Annotated in this window: 13 protein-coding genes; 6 read left to right on the top strand and 7 right to left on the bottom strand. The window is 64.3% G+C overall.

The annotated features are described in order from the left end of the window. Positions 1-152 precede the first annotated feature (152 nt). The gene (fabV, locus tag WBR68_RS19840; protein ID WP_230695047.1) at positions 153-1343 is read left to right on the top strand and encodes an enoyl-ACP reductase FabV; all 1191 of its coding nucleotides are present in this window, start codon (positions 153-155) and stop codon (positions 1341-1343) included. Positions 1344-1423: 80 nt separating this feature from the next. Here fabV and WBR68_RS19835 read toward each other — a convergent pair whose 3' ends face one another. Continuing rightward, positions 1424-1729, bottom strand: coding sequence for a hypothetical protein (locus tag WBR68_RS19835; protein WP_230695046.1), 306 nt, complete (start codon positions 1727-1729; stop codon positions 1424-1426). A 429-nt stretch (positions 1730-2158) separates the two neighbouring features. Continuing rightward, positions 2159-2836, bottom strand: coding sequence for an ABC transporter ATP-binding protein (locus WBR68_RS19830; protein ID WP_050446919.1), 678 nt, complete (start codon positions 2834-2836; stop codon positions 2159-2161). Between WBR68_RS19830 and WBR68_RS19825 the strand changes: the two genes are divergently transcribed. Beyond that, positions 2835-3485 carry an arylesterase gene (locus tag WBR68_RS19825; protein WP_050446920.1) on the top strand — a complete coding sequence of 217 codons (651 nt, stop codon included), beginning with the start codon at positions 2835-2837 and terminating at the stop codon, positions 3483-3485. The two genes, WBR68_RS19830 and WBR68_RS19825, sit on opposite strands and share 2 nt — an antisense overlap. A gap of 6 nt (positions 3486-3491) precedes the next feature. Here WBR68_RS19825 and WBR68_RS19820 read toward each other — a convergent pair whose 3' ends face one another. After that, positions 3492-5456, bottom strand: a complete 1965-nt coding sequence (locus tag WBR68_RS19820) for a SurA N-terminal domain-containing protein (protein ID WP_050446921.1) — start codon at positions 5454-5456, stop codon at positions 3492-3494. Between the two features lie 260 nt (positions 5457-5716). Here WBR68_RS19820 and ugpQ point away from each other — a divergent pair, with 260 nt between their 5' ends. Together ugpQ and WBR68_RS19810 are read left to right on the top strand one after the other, a co-directional pair. Then, the gene (gene ugpQ, locus WBR68_RS19815) at positions 5717-6466 is read left to right on the top strand and encodes a glycerophosphodiester phosphodiesterase (protein WP_127184681.1); all 750 of its coding nucleotides are present in this window, start codon (positions 5717-5719) and stop codon (positions 6464-6466) included. A gap of 13 nt (positions 6467-6479) precedes the next feature. Next, complete coding sequence (locus WBR68_RS19810; RefSeq protein WP_050446924.1) at positions 6480-7370, top strand: 23S rRNA (adenine(2030)-N(6))-methyltransferase RlmJ; 891 nt, start codon at positions 6480-6482, stop codon at positions 7368-7370. Between the two features lie 76 nt (positions 7371-7446). On the opposite strand, the gene WBR68_RS19805 is transcribed toward WBR68_RS19810, so the two are convergent. The 3 genes from WBR68_RS19805 to WBR68_RS19795 all read right to left on the bottom strand — a co-directional run bounded on the left by WBR68_RS19805 (position 7447) and on the right by WBR68_RS19795 (position 10223). Next, the gene (locus tag WBR68_RS19805) at positions 7447-8883 is read right to left on the bottom strand and encodes a dihydrolipoyl dehydrogenase (protein WP_230695045.1); all 1437 of its coding nucleotides are present in this window, start codon (positions 8881-8883) and stop codon (positions 7447-7449) included. A 235-nt stretch (positions 8884-9118) separates the two neighbouring features. Then, entirely contained in the window at positions 9119-9847 is a 729-nt protein-coding gene (locus WBR68_RS19800) for a glutathione peroxidase (protein WP_100855924.1), read from the bottom strand. A 175-nt stretch (positions 9848-10022) separates the two neighbouring features. After that, the gene (locus WBR68_RS19795; RefSeq protein WP_050446927.1) at positions 10023-10223 is read right to left on the bottom strand and encodes a heavy-metal-associated domain-containing protein; all 201 of its coding nucleotides are present in this window, start codon (positions 10221-10223) and stop codon (positions 10023-10025) included. Between the two features lie 165 nt (positions 10224-10388). Here WBR68_RS19795 and WBR68_RS19790 point away from each other — a divergent pair, with 165 nt between their 5' ends. Together WBR68_RS19790 and cueR are read left to right on the top strand one after the other, a co-directional pair. Next, positions 10389-12668, top strand: coding sequence for a heavy metal translocating P-type ATPase (locus tag WBR68_RS19790; protein ID WP_230695044.1), 2280 nt, complete (start codon positions 10389-10391; stop codon positions 12666-12668). A 15-nt stretch (positions 12669-12683) separates the two neighbouring features. Continuing rightward, complete coding sequence (cueR, locus tag WBR68_RS19785) at positions 12684-13076, top strand: Cu(I)-responsive transcriptional regulator (RefSeq protein WP_230695043.1); 393 nt, start codon at positions 12684-12686, stop codon at positions 13074-13076. Positions 13077-13191: 115 nt separating this feature from the next. Here cueR and rlmD read toward each other — a convergent pair whose 3' ends face one another. Continuing rightward, a complete protein-coding gene (gene rlmD / locus WBR68_RS19780) occupies positions 13192-14703 on the bottom strand; it encodes a 23S rRNA (uracil(1939)-C(5))-methyltransferase RlmD (protein ID WP_230695042.1) in 1512 nt (503 codons plus the stop codon). Positions 14704-14719 lie beyond the last annotated feature (16 nt).

The following is a 14719-nucleotide window of genomic DNA, read 5'->3' as shown; positions in this document are numbered from 1 at the left end:
CCCCGCGGCCTAGCCCATGGCCAAGCCCATGGCGAACCGCATGGTGTGGCCGTGGACGGCACGCGCCAGACCGCTCCCGTACAATGCTGGTCGCTTTTTGCGCTTTCGCGCTTGAGCTCCCAGCATCCGGCATTTCCCCGAGCGAGGTCTTCATGGTCATCAAGCCCCGTGTGCGCGGCTTTATCTGCGTCACCACCCATCCCGTTGGCTGCGAAGCCAACGTCAACAAGCAGATCGACTACGTTCGGGCGCAAGGCCCCATCGCTGGGGGCCCGAAGCGCGTGCTGGTGCTGGGCGCGTCAACGGGCTATGGCCTGGCCGCCCGCATCAGCGCGGCCTTTGGCTGTGGCGCCGAGACCCTGGGCGTGTTTTTCGAACGCCCCGCCGACGCCGCCAAGGCCGGCACGCCGGGCTGGTACAACACTGCCGCCTTCCACAAGGCGGCACAAGCCCAGGGCCTGACCGCCACCAGCATCAACGGCGACGCCTTCTCGGACGAGATCAAACAAAAAACCATTGCCGCCATCAAGGCGGGCATGGGCCAGGTGGACCAGGTCATCTACAGCCTGGCCGCCCCGCGCCGCACCCATCCCACGACGGGCCAGGTGTTCAATTCCACCCTCAAGCCCATCGGCAAGCCGGTCAACCTGCGCGGGCTGGACACCGACCGCGAAGTAGTCAAGGAGTCCGTGCTGGAGCCGGCCACGCAAGCCGAGATCGACGCCACCGTGGCCGTCATGGGCGGTGAAGACTGGCAGATGTGGATCGACGCGCTGCTGGATGCCGGTGTGCTGGCCGAAGGCGCCACGACGACGGCTTTCACCTACCTGGGCGAAAAGATCACGCACGACATTTATTGGAACGGGTCGATCGGCGCGGCCAAGAAGGACCTGGACGAGAAGGTGCTGGACATCCGCGCCAAGCTGACCGCGCGCGGCGGCGACGCCCGCGTGTCGGTGCTGAAAGCCGTGGTCACCCAGGCCAGCTCGGCCATTCCGATGATGCCGCTGTACCTGTCGCTGCTGTTCAAGATCATGAAGGCGGAAGGTACGCACGAAGGCTGCATCGAACAGGTCTACGGCCTGTACCAGGACAGCCTGTGCAGCGACACGCCCATCCTGGACGAGCAAGGCCGCCTGCGCGCCGACTACAAGGAACTGGACCCGAAGGTGCAGGCGCAGGTGCAGGCGCTATGGAATCAGGTCACCAGCGACAACATCTATCAACTGACCGACTTCGCCGGCTACAAACAGGAATTCCTGCGCCTGTTCGGATTCGAGATCGATGGGGTGGATTACGACGCCGATGTGGATCCGGTCGTGGAAATTCGCGGCCTCGTTTGATCGCGGGCTGATCGCGGGTTGATCGCGGTTGGATCGCCTCTTGCGACTTGCGCGCCGGGCTTGCCCGGCCGCGCAGCGCGTCACAGATATTCCAACGTCACCAAACGATGCGGCACGGCCACGCCACCAGGTCCGCCGGGCAAGGGCCGCAGCGCCTTCGTACTGACCTTGACGACACTTTCACTCGTCACCGGCTGCCTGCCCGGGGCAGGCATGCAACTGACCCGATGCGCGCCCTGCCCGGCCACGGGCACGCGGCTGGCCTGACATCGGGTAGGTTCCACAATCGAGCCGGAAAACCGGATGATGCCGCCTGCGGCACTGACCGTCATCGGGGTCAGCAAGGCGGCTAGAGACAAGACAAGCGCTGAACGACAAATAGTCATGGCGGCTCCAGAGCGAGGCAACGTCTGGCGCGCACGCTTGCCCGCCAAACTGCATTCCCTCGACATCGCCGTGGCATCAGGCCGGCGTCAAAGCGCTGCTAGGCAGGCGCCGTGGCGAATTCCATGTCTCGGTTGCTAATCAGACTACTCTGAAGCATTTATCGTATCAATCTGCATTAAGTCTAAAAACGCCGCTTACTTCGGGTTTTTCGTCAAGATCAATTCCAAAAGCCCCGGCAACGTTTCTCGCATGCCGGCCAATAAGGCCAAGCGGTCGCGCAGGCTTTGCTTGTAGTCGGTGAGCAGACCATCAAGATCTTCCCCGTCAGCCAGGAAGCGGCCGCCACCGACTATGAAGCGGTGGTCGCGGCCTGGAACCAGGCGGTGGCCAAGGCGAAGTAATACCGGGGCCGGCCGGGTCGGGGCGTATCAGTCGCCCTGCACCATCCGGCCGGCGGCCAGCACAAGCTGGCGGCCGCAGCGGGCGGCCAACTGCGGGTCGTGGGTCACCAGCACCAGCGTGGTGCCGTGCTCGCGGTGCAGGTCGAACATCAGGTCGATGACGGTGACGCCCGTGGCGGCGTCCAGGCTGCCGGTGGGCTCATCGGCGAACAGCAGGTCGGGCTGCACCACGAAGGCGCGCGCGAGCGACACGCGCTGCTGCTCGCCGCCCGACAAGGTGCGGGGGTAATGATGCAGACGCGCACCCAGTCCCACGCGCTCCAGCATGGCCTGCGCGGCTTCGCGCGCGGATTGCCCGGCCAGCTCCAGCGGCAGCATCACGTTTTCCAGCGCCGTCAGGTTGGGCAGCAACTGGAACGACTGGAACACGAAACCCACATGATTGGCGCGCAAGCGCGCGCGGCCGTCCTCGTCCAGGGCAAACAGGTCCTGCCCGGCCAGATGCACGCTGCCCACGCTGGGAACATCCAGCCCGGCCAATAGTCCCAACAGCGTGGACTTGCCCGAACCGGAACTTCCGGTGATGGCGACGGCGCTGCCCGCCTGCACCGTAAAATCAATTCCTTCCAGGATAGACAGCGTCCCGCCGGCATCGGCTACCCGCTTGCCCAGCCCTTTCACCTCGATCGAATTCTTGCTATCCATGCGCCTATTTTCCCTTCTGCATCTAACGTCCGCCTTGGCGATTGCCGTCATGGCGCTTCCCGCCCACGCTCAGACCGCCAAGGCGGCCGAGGGTTCCGCGTCGCGCACCGTGCTGGTGGTGGGCGACAGCCTGTCCGCCGAATACGGTATCAAGCGCGGCACGGGTTGGGTGCCCTTGCTGTCCGCTCGGGTTTCCGAACAATACCCCAAGTACCAGGTCGTCAATGCCAGCATCAGCGGCGACACCACCAGCGGCGGCATGGCGCGCCTGCCGGCGCTGCTGCGCCAGCACGCGCCCTCAGTCGTGGTGCTGGAACTGGGTTCCAACGACGCCCTGCGCGGCTTGTCGCTATCAATGACCGAACAGAATCTACGCGCGATGACGCAAGCCGCCAAGCAGGCCGAAGCAAAAGTCGTGATTGTCGGGATGCAGATCCCGCCCAACTACGGCCGCGATTACACCCAGCGCTTCGCCCAACTGTTTTCCACGGTCGCCAAAGACGAAAACGCCCGGCTCGTGCCCTTCCTGATGGAAGGTATTGCAACGAACCGGGCGATGTTCCAGGCTGACGGCATCCATCCTAACGAGGATGCCCAACCCCAACTGCTGGACAACGTATGGCCGACGCTGCGGCCCTTGTTGAACTAGGGCGGATCAGCCCTCTGCCTGCGGCTGATCGCCGCGGATGACCTCGGCAGCGCTGGGCAGTATTTGCACCTTGTACTGTTCACGCAGCATTTTCAGCATGGCTTCAATTTCGGCCTGACCCAGGCCACCCGACAACTGCTGCGCCAGTCGTTCCTTGGCGCTAGCGTCTACCGTGCCGGCCTCAACCTTTTCCACGCGAACCAGCGTGTAGTCGTCACCCGATTGAACGCCGGCATAGCCCGGCAGCGGGGTCGACGGCAGGCGCATCGCGGCATCCACCACCGCTTGCGACAGGTCCTTGGGATCCTGGCGCGAGATCACCACGGCGGGCATGAAGCCTTCCGGCGCGGCGGACGGGTTGGCCTTGTCGGCAGCCAGCGCCGCTTCGCCGGCCTTCTTGGCGGCTTCAGCCGAACGCTCTTTGATCAAGCGGGCACGGATGGAATCGCTGACCTTGTCCAGTACCGGTACATGGGCCGGTTCCACATTGGCGACACGCAGTGCCAACATGACGGCGGGCGAGAGCTCAATGACGCCGGAGTTCTGCTTTTCACGCAGCACGTCGGGCGAAAACAGCACTTGGCGCACGCGCGGGTTGTCCAGCAATTCGGCATCGGGGCTATCGGCGGCGGCGCCCGGGCCGGCCTTGTCGGCAGGCAAAAGGCCTTCACGCGTTACGCCGGAGGCGGTGCGCAGCTTCAGGCCCACGGCATCGGCGGCGGGTTGCAGGCTGTCGCGCTGGTCATAGACCTGCTTGTTCAACTGGCTGGCCATTTCCGAGAAGTGCACGGCGGCAAGCTGCTTGCGCACTTCGCCAGTGATCTGGTCCTTGACCTCGGCCAGCGGCTTGATGGCCGCGGGCTGGATTTCGGTGACCTTGACAATGTGCAGGCCGGACGGGGTTTCGATCACACCGGATACCTGGTCCTTGGCTTGGCTGAAGATGGCCTTTTCCAGCGGGCCCGCCAACATGCCCGGCGCCAGCCAGCCAAGATCACCGCCCTTGCCGGCGGAGCCGGCGTCTTGCGAATTCTTGGAGGCCAGTTCGGCGAACTTGGCCGGGTCGGCGGCAGCCTGCTTGGCCAGGTCCTCGGCCTTGGCGCGCGCGGCCTTGCGGGCCTCTTCCGAGGCACCGGAGGGCAGCTCGATCATGATGTGGCTGGCACGGCGGCGCTCGGGTTGACCAAAGCGGTTCTTGTTTTGTTCGTAGTAAGACGCCAGGTCTTCGTCCTTGACCTGGATGCCCTGCGTAGCCGCAGCTTCGTCCAGCACCAGATATTGCACCTGGACCTGTTCGGGAATCTGCAATTGCTGCTTGTTGGCGTCGTACCAGGCCTGGATGTCGGCCGGCGTGACGGATACCTGCGAACGGTAGTCTTCGGCGGCAAAACGGCGCAGTTGCACGGTGCGCTGCTGCGTCAAGGCGGATTCCAGCGACGCCACGACGACGGCAGGCGCGGTGGCGGATTCGCCCACGGGCTCCAGCACGCGGCCTACGGCCAGGTCACGGCGCAGGCCGGCTTCAAACGACGTGGGCGACATGCCTTGCGCCACCAGCACCTGGCGATAGCGCTCGGGCGAGAAACGGCCGTTGTCCTGGAATTGCGGAATGGCGGCGATGGTGTTGCGCAGCGTTTCGTCCGACACCGTGAAGCGGTTGTCGACGGCAACGTTGGCCAGCAGCCGTTGATTGATGAGCTGGTTCAGCAGATCTTCGCGCAAGGCGGGCGTATCAACGACGGCGGGGTCGAACTGGGTGCCCTGACGCTGCTGTATCTGCGACAGTTGGTTGCGATGCGCCTGGTCGAACTCGGCGCGCGAAATCGGCTGGCCAGCAACTGTTGCCAATTCAGGCTCTTGGCGCATGAAGCTGTCATAGCCTTGAATTCCGACGAGGAAGAAGGACGGCACAATCAGAAGCAGCAGGATGAGCTGCATCCAGCGCCGATGGCTGCGAATTAATTCGAACATGGAATCCCTGTTGCCGCGCTCCGGGGGTGTCCACCCGAAGCCGCACGAAAACGCAAAAAAAAGGGCGAACTTGATTCGCCCCATTCCCATACCGGTCAATACCGGATCAGCGGGCGGATTTTAGCATTTCTCACTCGCCTGGGGCCTTTAGATTCTCTTCAGGTTTTCCGGGAGGCCGGACCCGCTTGTGCCTAAGCGGGCGCCTGCCAAGAAGGAGTATCCTTGCAACCCTGTCCCCAAGAACCCCAAGCAACACCAAAATGACCGCAGAATTGCCCTCCTGGCCCTATTCCCGCTACATCGCGCACCGTGGTGGCGGCCGTCTGGCGCCGGAAAACACCCTGGCCGCCATGCGCGTGGGCGCCCAGCACGGTTTCACGATGTTTGAATACGACGTGAAGCTCAGCCGCGACAACGTGCTGGTGCTGATGCACGACGATAACGTCGACCGCACCTCGAACGGCACCGGCCCCGCGGCCGCCAAGCCCTATGCGGAACTGGCGCAGTTGGACTTCGGCAGTTGGCATTCGGCTGCCTACGCAGGCGAACCGCTGCCCACGCTTGCCGCCGTGGCCCGGTACACGGTGGCCAACCACATTGCCAGCAACGTCGAGATCAAGCCCTGCCCCGGCCGCGAAGCCGAAACCGGCGCCGCCGTGGCACTGGCGTGCAAACAACTGTGGCAAGGCGCCAGCACGCTTCCGCTGCTGTCGTCGTTTGCCGAAGAAGCACTGCAAGCGGCGCTGGAAGCCGTCCCTGAATTGCCGCGCGCCCTGCTGGTGGAAAAGGTGCCCGCCGACTGGCGCGAACGCCTTGCCAAATACCAATGCGTGGCGCTAAACATCAACCAACAAGACGCAACCCGCGAACTGATCGACGCCGTGCATGCCGCCGGCTATCGGATCGCGGCCTGGACCGTCAATGACCCCGAACGTGCCCGCTTGCTGCTGGACTGGGGCATCGACGGCATTTTCACCGACGAGCTGGCCGCGATCCGGCCCGCCGCCTGAGGCAGAACGCCCCGTGTTCAGTTACCGCCACGCCTTCCACGCCGGCAATCACGCCGACGTGCTCAAGCACGCCATCCTGGTCCACACCCTGGACTACTTCAACAAAAAAGACGCGCCCTATTGGGTCGTGGACACCCACGCCGGCGCCGGCCTCTACAACCTTGAGAGCGACTGGGCCAACAAAACGTCGGAATTCGAGGACGGCATCGGCCGCCTTTGGGACGCCAAGGACCTGCCCCCGCTGCTGGCCGACTACGTGGCCCGCATCCGCGACTACAACACCAATGGCCGTCTGAAACGCTATCCCGGTTCGCCGTGGCTGGCGCTGGACGTGATGCGCCCGTCCGACCGGCTGCGCCTGTTCGAAATGCACCCGACCGAGATCGACACGCTGGTCGTCAACCTGGAACACCAGGGCCGCACCGCGCAGCGCCAGACCACCATCTACGGCGATGACGGCTTCGAGGGCGTAAAGGCCCTGCTGCCGCCGCCCACGCGCCGAGGCATGGTGCTGATCGACCCGTCGTACGAAGACAAGCACGACTATCGCCGCACCCTGATTACCGTCAAGGAATGCGTGAAGCGCTTCGCCACCGGCACCATCGCCATCTGGTATCCGCTGGTGCAACGCCGCGAGGCCAGCGAAATGGCGCGCCATTTTGAAAACCTGAAGGTCAAGAGCTGGCTGCACGCCACGCTGACCGTCAAGAAGGCCACCATCGACGGCTACGGTCTGCATGGCAGCGGCATGTTCCTGATCAACCCGCCGTGGACGCTGCACGAAGGCTTGAAGCAGGCCATGCCCTACCTTGCCCGCGAACTGGGCCAGGACGAACGCGCGGGCTTCACCCTGCAATACCGCGAAAACCCGTTCCCGGTGCCGAAGAAGCAGTCGGACGACTGATCAGGATTTCCAACAAAAAAGCCGCGATATCGCGGCTTTTTCATGGACGTAGCCAGGGCGGCTCAAGCCCGCGATATCACACCGTCTCTTGTTCCGACGTCTCGTTGCGCAGCGATTCGCGAGCGGCGGCGAGTTTCGCGGCCGCGTCGCGCAGCGCCGTGCGCAGCCCCTCTTCGATGACGGGGTGGTAGAACGGCATTTCCAGCATGCGCGCCACGGTCAGCTCTTGCTGCACGGCCCAGGCCAGCAAGTGGCCGATGTGCTCGGCGCTGGGTCCGACCATTTCGGCGCCCAGGAAGCGACCCGAGGCAATGTCGGCGTACACATGCAGCATGCCCCTGTTCTTCAACATGACCCGCGAGCGGCCCTGGTCGTTGAAGTCCACTTCGCCCACTACAAAGGTGCCGGGAATCAGGCGGCCGTAGCCCTGGCCCGCCAGCGCAATCTGCGGGTCGGAGAACACCACGGCCAGTGGCGCGCGGCGCAAACCCTTACGCAGTTCGGGAAAGCGCGCGGCGTTTTCGCCGGCAATGCGGCCTTCGTCCGCGGCTTCGTGCAGCAAGGGCGCGTCGGCGTTGGCGTCACCCGCGATGAAGATGGCCGAATCGCCTGCTTGCATCGTTTCGCGGTCGAACAGCGGCACACCGTGCACGCTCAGTTCCAGCGAGGTGTTTTCCAGACCCAGACCATCCACGTTGGCTCGGCGGCCCGTGGCAACCAGTGCGTAGTCGAAGCGTTCGATACGCTCGGCGTTATCCAGCGTGACGTAGCGCACTTCCACCTCGTCGCCCACCCGCGTGGTTTCCAGCACGCGAGCGTCCGGGTCCAGATAGAACTCACGCTGGAAGATCTTGCGGGCGCTATGCCGCACTTGGGGGTCACTGATGCCACCCAGGCTGCCGCTGACACCAAAGACTCGCACCTCGACACCCAAACGCGCCAGCGCCTGGCCCAGTTCCAACCCGATCACACCAGGCCCGAACACCGCGACGCGGCGGGGCAAATCATCCCAGGCGAAAACGTCGTCGTTCACCACTAGGCGATCGCCCAGCGCACGAAAAGGCGGCGGCACCGAAGGCCGCGAACCGGTCGCGATGACCACGCGCGAAGCGTGCACTTCCGTGTGCTCATCCACACGCAACACCGTGTCGGAGACAAAACGCGCATAGCCGCGCAGCTTGTCTTCAGCGGGAATGTTCTCGACACCTTCCAGGACGAAGCCCACGAAACGGTCACGTTCGCGCTTGACGCGGTCCATCACTTCGACGCCATCCACCGTGATCTCGCCGCCGACGTGTACGCCAAAGGCTTCGGTATGCGCCGCGTTGTGGGCGGCTTCGGCGGCGGCGATCAGCAGCTTGGACGGCATGCAGCCAACACGGGCGCAGGTGGTGCCATAGGGGCCGCCTTCAATAAGCAGCGCACGCTTGCCCGCGGCTTTCGCGGCGCGATAAGCGGCCAGACCGGCCGTGCCGGCGCCGATGACAGCGATATCGGTATGCAGAGTTTTCATGACTGGGGTTCCCCCTGTTGCGGGTAGCAAGAAGAATTCAAAGGCGAGTTCCGCCTTGTTGCGCATCCTTGGGACGAGCTCCGTCCGGCGACGCCTGTGACGGGTCGCATAGGGCATGCATTAAGGGTGCGTAAAAAGGGAAGCTCGGGCCGAAAAAAAAACCAGGCGGTCAAGCTACAACCGCCTGCCTTCATCGGCCGGGCGCGGGGGCTTACCCTGCCCGGCCAACAGCCGCTTAAGCGAAGTGCGCCTTCAGGTCTTCCAGGCCGCCGATCAGCGCGCCATTGATGAACACCTGAGGAGCGGTGCCCTTGCCGGACACCGCGCCGATCACACGGCCACGGACCTTGTTTTCCAGCGGGATTTCGATCGGGGCATAGCCCTTTTCGTCCAGCAGCGCCTTGGCTTCCACGCAGAACGGGCAGCCCGGCTTGGAGAACACGACGACTTGGTCGGGCTTCTTCGCCGTCGGCGCGATGTGCGCCAGCATCGTGTCGGCGTCCGACACTTCAAACGGATCGCCTTCCTTTTCGGGTTCGATGAACATCTTCTGCACGACGCCGTCCTTCACCAGCATCGCATAGCGCCAGCTACGCTTGCCGAAGCCCAGGTCGCTCTTGTCGACGAGCATGCCCATGCCTTCCGTGAAGGCGCCGTTACCGTCGGGCAGCAGCGTGATGTTGGCCGATTCCTGGTCCTTGGCCCATTCGTTCATGACGAAGGTATCGTTGACCGACACGCACACGATGCTGTCGACGCCGGCGGCAAAGAATGCGGGGGCCAGTTCGTTGTAGCGCGGCAAGTGGGTGGACGAGCAGGTCGGCGTGAAAGCGCCGGGAAGCGAGAAGACGACAACCGTCTTGTTCTTGAACAGATCGTCGGTTGTGACCTTCTTCCACGTGTTGTCCTCGCGGACGGGGAACGTTACGTTCGGAACACGTTGGCCTTCGCGGTTTTGCAGCATTCAAATCTCTCCTGGGGTAGCGGGGTTTTGTTTAACCACCATGGAAAGAATCATAAACGCCAGCTATCGATAAAACAAATTTAATAAACTAAATTGATTAATAGATTTTAACAATGAAGAAATGAATTTCGGAAAGCGGCATCTATCATAGCCGCCTTCCGATACTGCCGCTTTTTTACACCCGGGCCGGCTCGTAACCCGCTTCGCGGATCGCGGCTTCGACCTTGTCGGCCTGATCCGTGCCCGTTACCGTGACGCGGTGCGAGGCCACGTCGGCAGCGACCGTAGCGCCGGGAACCGCCTGGTTCACCGCGCTGGTGATGCTTTTGACGCAGTGGCCGCAGGTCATGTCTGGGACTTGGAATTCGATGCTCATGGTGGTTTTCCTCAAGATCAGCATTGGCGGATGAAGGATTCGACCCGCCATGACTCGCAGCTTAAACATTCCCATCGTGTCAAGGTCAAGCGTAAAATTGTCCCCTTGACCTTCCCACGATGGGAAGGATGAAACTGCAGGCTCACCCTCAAAACGAGAATCGCCATGAGCGTTGCCAGCCCCTCAAGCACCCAGTTGGAACTTGCCATTGAAGGCATGACGTGCGCGTCGTGCGTGAAGCGCGTGGAAAAGGCCCTGACCCATGTTCCCGGCGTGGCGCAGGCCCAGGTCAACCTGGCCACCGAACGCGCGCTGGTGTCCTACGACCCGGATGCCGCCCAACCCCAAGCCCTGGTGGATGCCGTGGTCAAGATGGGCTACGAGGCCCGCCCCATCGTCGCGCAAGACGACCACGCAGAGCGCCAGTCACAAGCGCGCGACGTCGAAGCGCAGCGCCTGCAACGGGCGTTCACCGTGGCGCTGGTGCTGACCTTGCCCGTGTTCGTGCTGGAAATGGGATCGCACCTGATTCCGGCCCTGCACCATTGGGTGTTGGGCACCATCGGCCAGCAAAACAGTTGGCTGCTTCAATTCGTGCTGACCACCGCCGTCCTGATCTGGCCCGGCCGCCAATTTTTCACCAAGGGGCTGACCGCGCTATGGCGGCGCGCGCCCGAGATGAATTCGCTGGTGGCTCTGGGCGCGGGCGCCGCCTGGGGGTATTCGGTAGTGGCCACCTTTGCGCCCGCCTGGCTGCCCGAGGCCGCGCGCAACGTCTACTTTGAAGCCGCAGCCGTCATCGTCACCTTGATCTTGCTGGGGCGCACCCTGGAAGCGCGCGCCAAGGGCAAGACCGGCGCGGCCATCAAGCGCCTGATCGGCTTGCAGCCGCGCACGGCGCGCGTGATGCGCGACGGCCAGGCCGTGGATGTCGAGATCGAAAAGGTCAACACGGGCGATATCGTGCTGGTGCGCCCCGGCGAGAAGATCCCACTGGACGGCGACGTCATCGAAGGTAGCTCATATGTCGACGAGTCCATGCTTACGGGCGAACCCGTGCCGGTTGAAAAACAGCCCGGCATGCAAGCCACCGGCGGCACCCTGAATACCTCGGGCAGCTTCACGCTGCGGGTCACCCATACCGGCGCCGACACGATGCTGGCTCGCATCATCCGCATGGTGGAATCAGCCCAAGGCGCGCGGCTGCCCATCCAGGCGCTGGTGGACCAGGTCACCGCCTGGTTCGTGCCCGCCGTGATGGCGGCCGCCCTGCTCACGTTTGGGGTCTGGTTCTTCTTCGGCCCTTCGCCCGCGCTGTCGCACGCGCTGGTCAATGCGGTGGCCGTGCTGATCATCGCCTGCCCTTGCGCCATGGGGCTGGCCACGCCCACGTCCATCATGGTGGGCACGGGCCGCGCGGCTGAAATGGGCGTGCTGTTCCGCCAGGGCGATGCCCTGCAAACCTTGCGCGACGTCAATGTGGTGGCCTTCGACAAGACCGGCACGCTGACACTCGGCAAGCCTACGCTGACCGAGCTGGAACCCGCGGCCGGCCATGACGGCCCGCAGGTGCTGCAATGGGTCGCTTCGGTGCAGGCGCGTTCCGAGCATCCCATTGCGCTGGCCATCGTGGCTGCCGCCGAGGAACGCAAGATTGCGCTGTTGCCCGCCGAGGGCTTTGCCGCCATCACGGGCGCGGGTGTTGAAGCCCGCGTGGCGGGTCGCAGCGTGTTGGCGGGAGCCGCGCGGTTGATGGCTGAACGCGGCGTCGACGTCAGCGCATTCGGCGCGCGCGCCACCGACTGGGGCAACGAAGGCAAGACGCCCATCTTTGTTGCCATCGACGGCCAGGCCGCCGCCATGATGGCGGTGACGGACCCGATCAAGCCGTCCGCCGTTTCCGCCATCGCGGCGTTGCATGCGCAAGGCTTGAAGACGGCCATGATCACCGGTGACAACCGCTACACGGCGGCAGCCGTCGCGCGCCAATTGGGTATCGACGAAGTGCGCGCGGAAGTGTTGCCCGACGGCAAGGTGCAAGCCATCGCTGCCCTGCGCGAAGGCGGCCGCAAGGTGGCCTTTGTGGGCGATGGCATCAACGACGCGCCCGCGCTTGCCGCCGCCGACACCGGCATTGCAATCGGCACCGGCACGGACGTCGCCATTGAAGCGGCCTCGGTGGTGTTGATGGCCGACGACCTGCATGGCGTGCCCAACGCCATCGCGCTAAGCCGCGCGACGCTGGCGAACATCCGCCAGAACCTGTTCTGGGCGTTTGCCTACAACGCCGCGCTGATACCGCTGGCGGCCGGCGCCTTGTACCCGGCATTTGGCCTGTCCTTGTCGCCCATTTTCGCGGCGGGCGCGATGGCCTTGTCCAGCGTCTTCGTGCTGGGCAATGCGCTGCGTTTGAAAGCGTTCCGGCCCCATGCCGGCCGCGCCTGATCCAGGAGCCTGAATATGAATATCGGCGAAGCAGCAAAAAGCTCCGGCATTTCCGCCAAGATGATCCGCTATTACGAAAGCATCGGCCTGATCGGCCCCGCGACGCGCACGGACTCGGGCTATCGCGTCTACACCGACCAGGACCTGCACACGCTACGCTTCGTGCGGCGCGCGCGGGACCTGGGGTTTTCGGTGGAGCAGATGAACGAGTTGCTGGCCTTGTGGAAGGACTGCAGCCGCGCCAGCGCCGACGTCAAGCGCATTGCGCTGGAGCACGTAGAGGAACTGGAGCGTAAGGCAGAAGCCCTGCGCGACATGGCCGCGACGCTCAAACATCTGGCGCAGAACTGCCATGGCGATGACCGGCCCAACTGCCCGATTTTGGAAAACCTGGGTCGGTCGCACTGAGGCCTGGGTAATGGCCTGAGTAATGGCCTGGGTAATGGCCTGAGTAATGGCCTGGGCAAGGGCCCGCGCAGCGGTCTGCGCAGGGGCCCATGCAAGGGCCCGCGCCAAGACAAAGTTACGGCGTTTCCGCGGCCTCGCCCGCCCCTGCTGCCTCTGCCGCCACGCGCGCATGGTAGGCGTCTGTCGCCGCCTGCTTGACTGCCGCCTTTTCAGCGGCGGCAGCGGCCTTGGCCTCTTCCGCCGCGATGGCGTCGGCTTCTGCCTGGATGGCGCGCTGGCGAGCCCGTTCCTTCACCTCCGCCACGCCGGCGGCATCCAGCGATTCAAACACGGCGATGGATTCCACGTGGCCCGTATGCGGGAACATGTTGATCACGCCCGCGCTCTTCAGCACATAGCCGCCTTCATGCACCAGGATGGCGGCGTCGCGCGCCAGCGTGGCCGGGTTACAGGACACATAGACGATGCGGCGCGGCCGCTCTTGCACCGTCAGTTCCGACAGCGCTTGCGACACCGCGTGTGCGCCTTCGCGCGGCGGGTCGATCAGCATGCGGTCGAAGTAACCCAGGCTGCGCAGCCAATGCGCATCAACCTCGAACAGGTTCAGCGTGGCGAAGCTGGTGCGTTCGCCCAGGCCGTGGCGCGACGCTGCGTCGAAGGCGCGGTCGGTCAAGGCCTTGCTGCCTTCCACGCCCACCGCTTCGCGGCCTTGCGTGGCCAGCGGCAAGGTGAAATTACCCAGGCCGCAGAACAGGTCGGCCACGCGGTCCGTAGGCTGCACATCCAGCAGCTTCAAGGCGCGCGAAACCATGGCGCGGTTGATGGCGTGGTTGACCTGGGTGAAATCGGTGGGGCGATACGGCATGCGCAGCCCGAATTCCGGCATCGTGTACGACAAGGAGTCGGCGTGCTCAGGCTCCAGCGGATGCACGGTTTCCGGGCCCTTCGCCTGCAACCACCACTGCACGTTGTGCTCGGCGGCAAAGGCGCGCAGGATGGCGATGTCGCCATCGGTCAGGGGCAGCAGATGGCGCAGCACCAGCGCGGTGACGCCATCACCCAGCGACACTTCAATCTGCGGCATGCGGTCGGGCGCCGACATGGACCCGATCATGGCGCGTAGCGGCACCAGCAGGTTGCTGACGTGGCGCGGCAGTACATGGCATTCACGCATGTCGGCCACATAGCTGCTCTTGCGCTCGTGAAAACCCACCAGCACCCCGCCCTTCTTCGGCACCACCCGCACCGACAGGCGGGCGCGATAGCGGTAGCCCCAGGTCGGGCCCTGCAACGGCGGCAGAATCAGCGCCGGACGCAGCTTGCCGACGTGCCAGAAGGTGTCTTCCAACGAACGTTGCTTGATGGCCACCTGCGTGCTGGGTTCCAGGTGCTGCATGGCGCAGCCGCCACAGACGCCAAAATGCGGGCAGCGCGGCACGACCCGCTGCGACGAGGGGCGCAGCACCTCATCCACGCGCGCAATCTCGTAAGACGGCTTGCGGCGCACCGTGACGGTGGTGACCCGTTCGCCCGGCAAGGCGCCTTCCACGAACACCACTTTCCCGTCGCGGCGGGCGATCCCCCTGGCTTCCAGATCCAGGGACTCGATACTCAAAACGTCTGACATCTCACGCAGTCCAGAA

Origin of the sequence: Achromobacter sp. JD-1 (assembly GCF_038594925.1) — a bacterium.
Classification (GTDB): domain Bacteria; phylum Pseudomonadota; class Gammaproteobacteria; order Burkholderiales; family Burkholderiaceae_B; genus Achromobacter; species Achromobacter spanius_C.
This window is presented reverse-complemented; position numbering and strand designations above follow the sequence as displayed.

Coding starts and splice junctions, on each gene's coding strand:
- fabV (WP_230695047.1), top strand. CDS start 153: ATGGTCATCAAGCCCCGTGTGCGCGGCTTTATCTGCGTCACCACCCAT.
- WBR68_RS19835 (WP_230695046.1), bottom strand. CDS start 1,729: ATGACTATTTGTCGTTCAGCGCTTGTCTTGTCTCTAGCCGCCTTGCTG.
- WBR68_RS19825 (WP_050446920.1), top strand. CDS start 2,835: ATGCGCCTATTTTCCCTTCTGCATCTAACGTCCGCCTTGGCGATTGCC.
- WBR68_RS19830 (WP_050446919.1), bottom strand. CDS start 2,836: ATGGATAGCAAGAATTCGATCGAGGTGAAAGGGCTGGGCAAGCGGGTA.
- WBR68_RS19820 (WP_050446921.1), bottom strand. CDS start 5,456: ATGTTCGAATTAATTCGCAGCCATCGGCGCTGGATGCAGCTCATCCTG.
- ugpQ (WP_127184681.1), top strand. CDS start 5,717: ATGACCGCAGAATTGCCCTCCTGGCCCTATTCCCGCTACATCGCGCAC.
- WBR68_RS19805 (WP_230695045.1), bottom strand. CDS start 8,883: ATGAAAACTCTGCATACCGATATCGCTGTCATCGGCGCCGGCACGGCC.
- WBR68_RS19800 (WP_100855924.1), bottom strand. CDS start 9,847: ATGCTGCAAAACCGCGAAGGCCAACGTGTTCCGAACGTAACGTTCCCC.
- WBR68_RS19795 (WP_050446927.1), bottom strand. CDS start 10,223: ATGAGCATCGAATTCCAAGTCCCAGACATGACCTGCGGCCACTGCGTC.
- WBR68_RS19790 (WP_230695044.1), top strand. CDS start 10,389: ATGAGCGTTGCCAGCCCCTCAAGCACCCAGTTGGAACTTGCCATTGAA.
- cueR (WP_230695043.1), top strand. CDS start 12,684: ATGAATATCGGCGAAGCAGCAAAAAGCTCCGGCATTTCCGCCAAGATG.
- rlmD (WP_230695042.1), bottom strand. CDS start 14,703: ATGTCAGACGTTTTGAGTATCGAGTCCCTGGATCTGGAAGCCAGGGGG.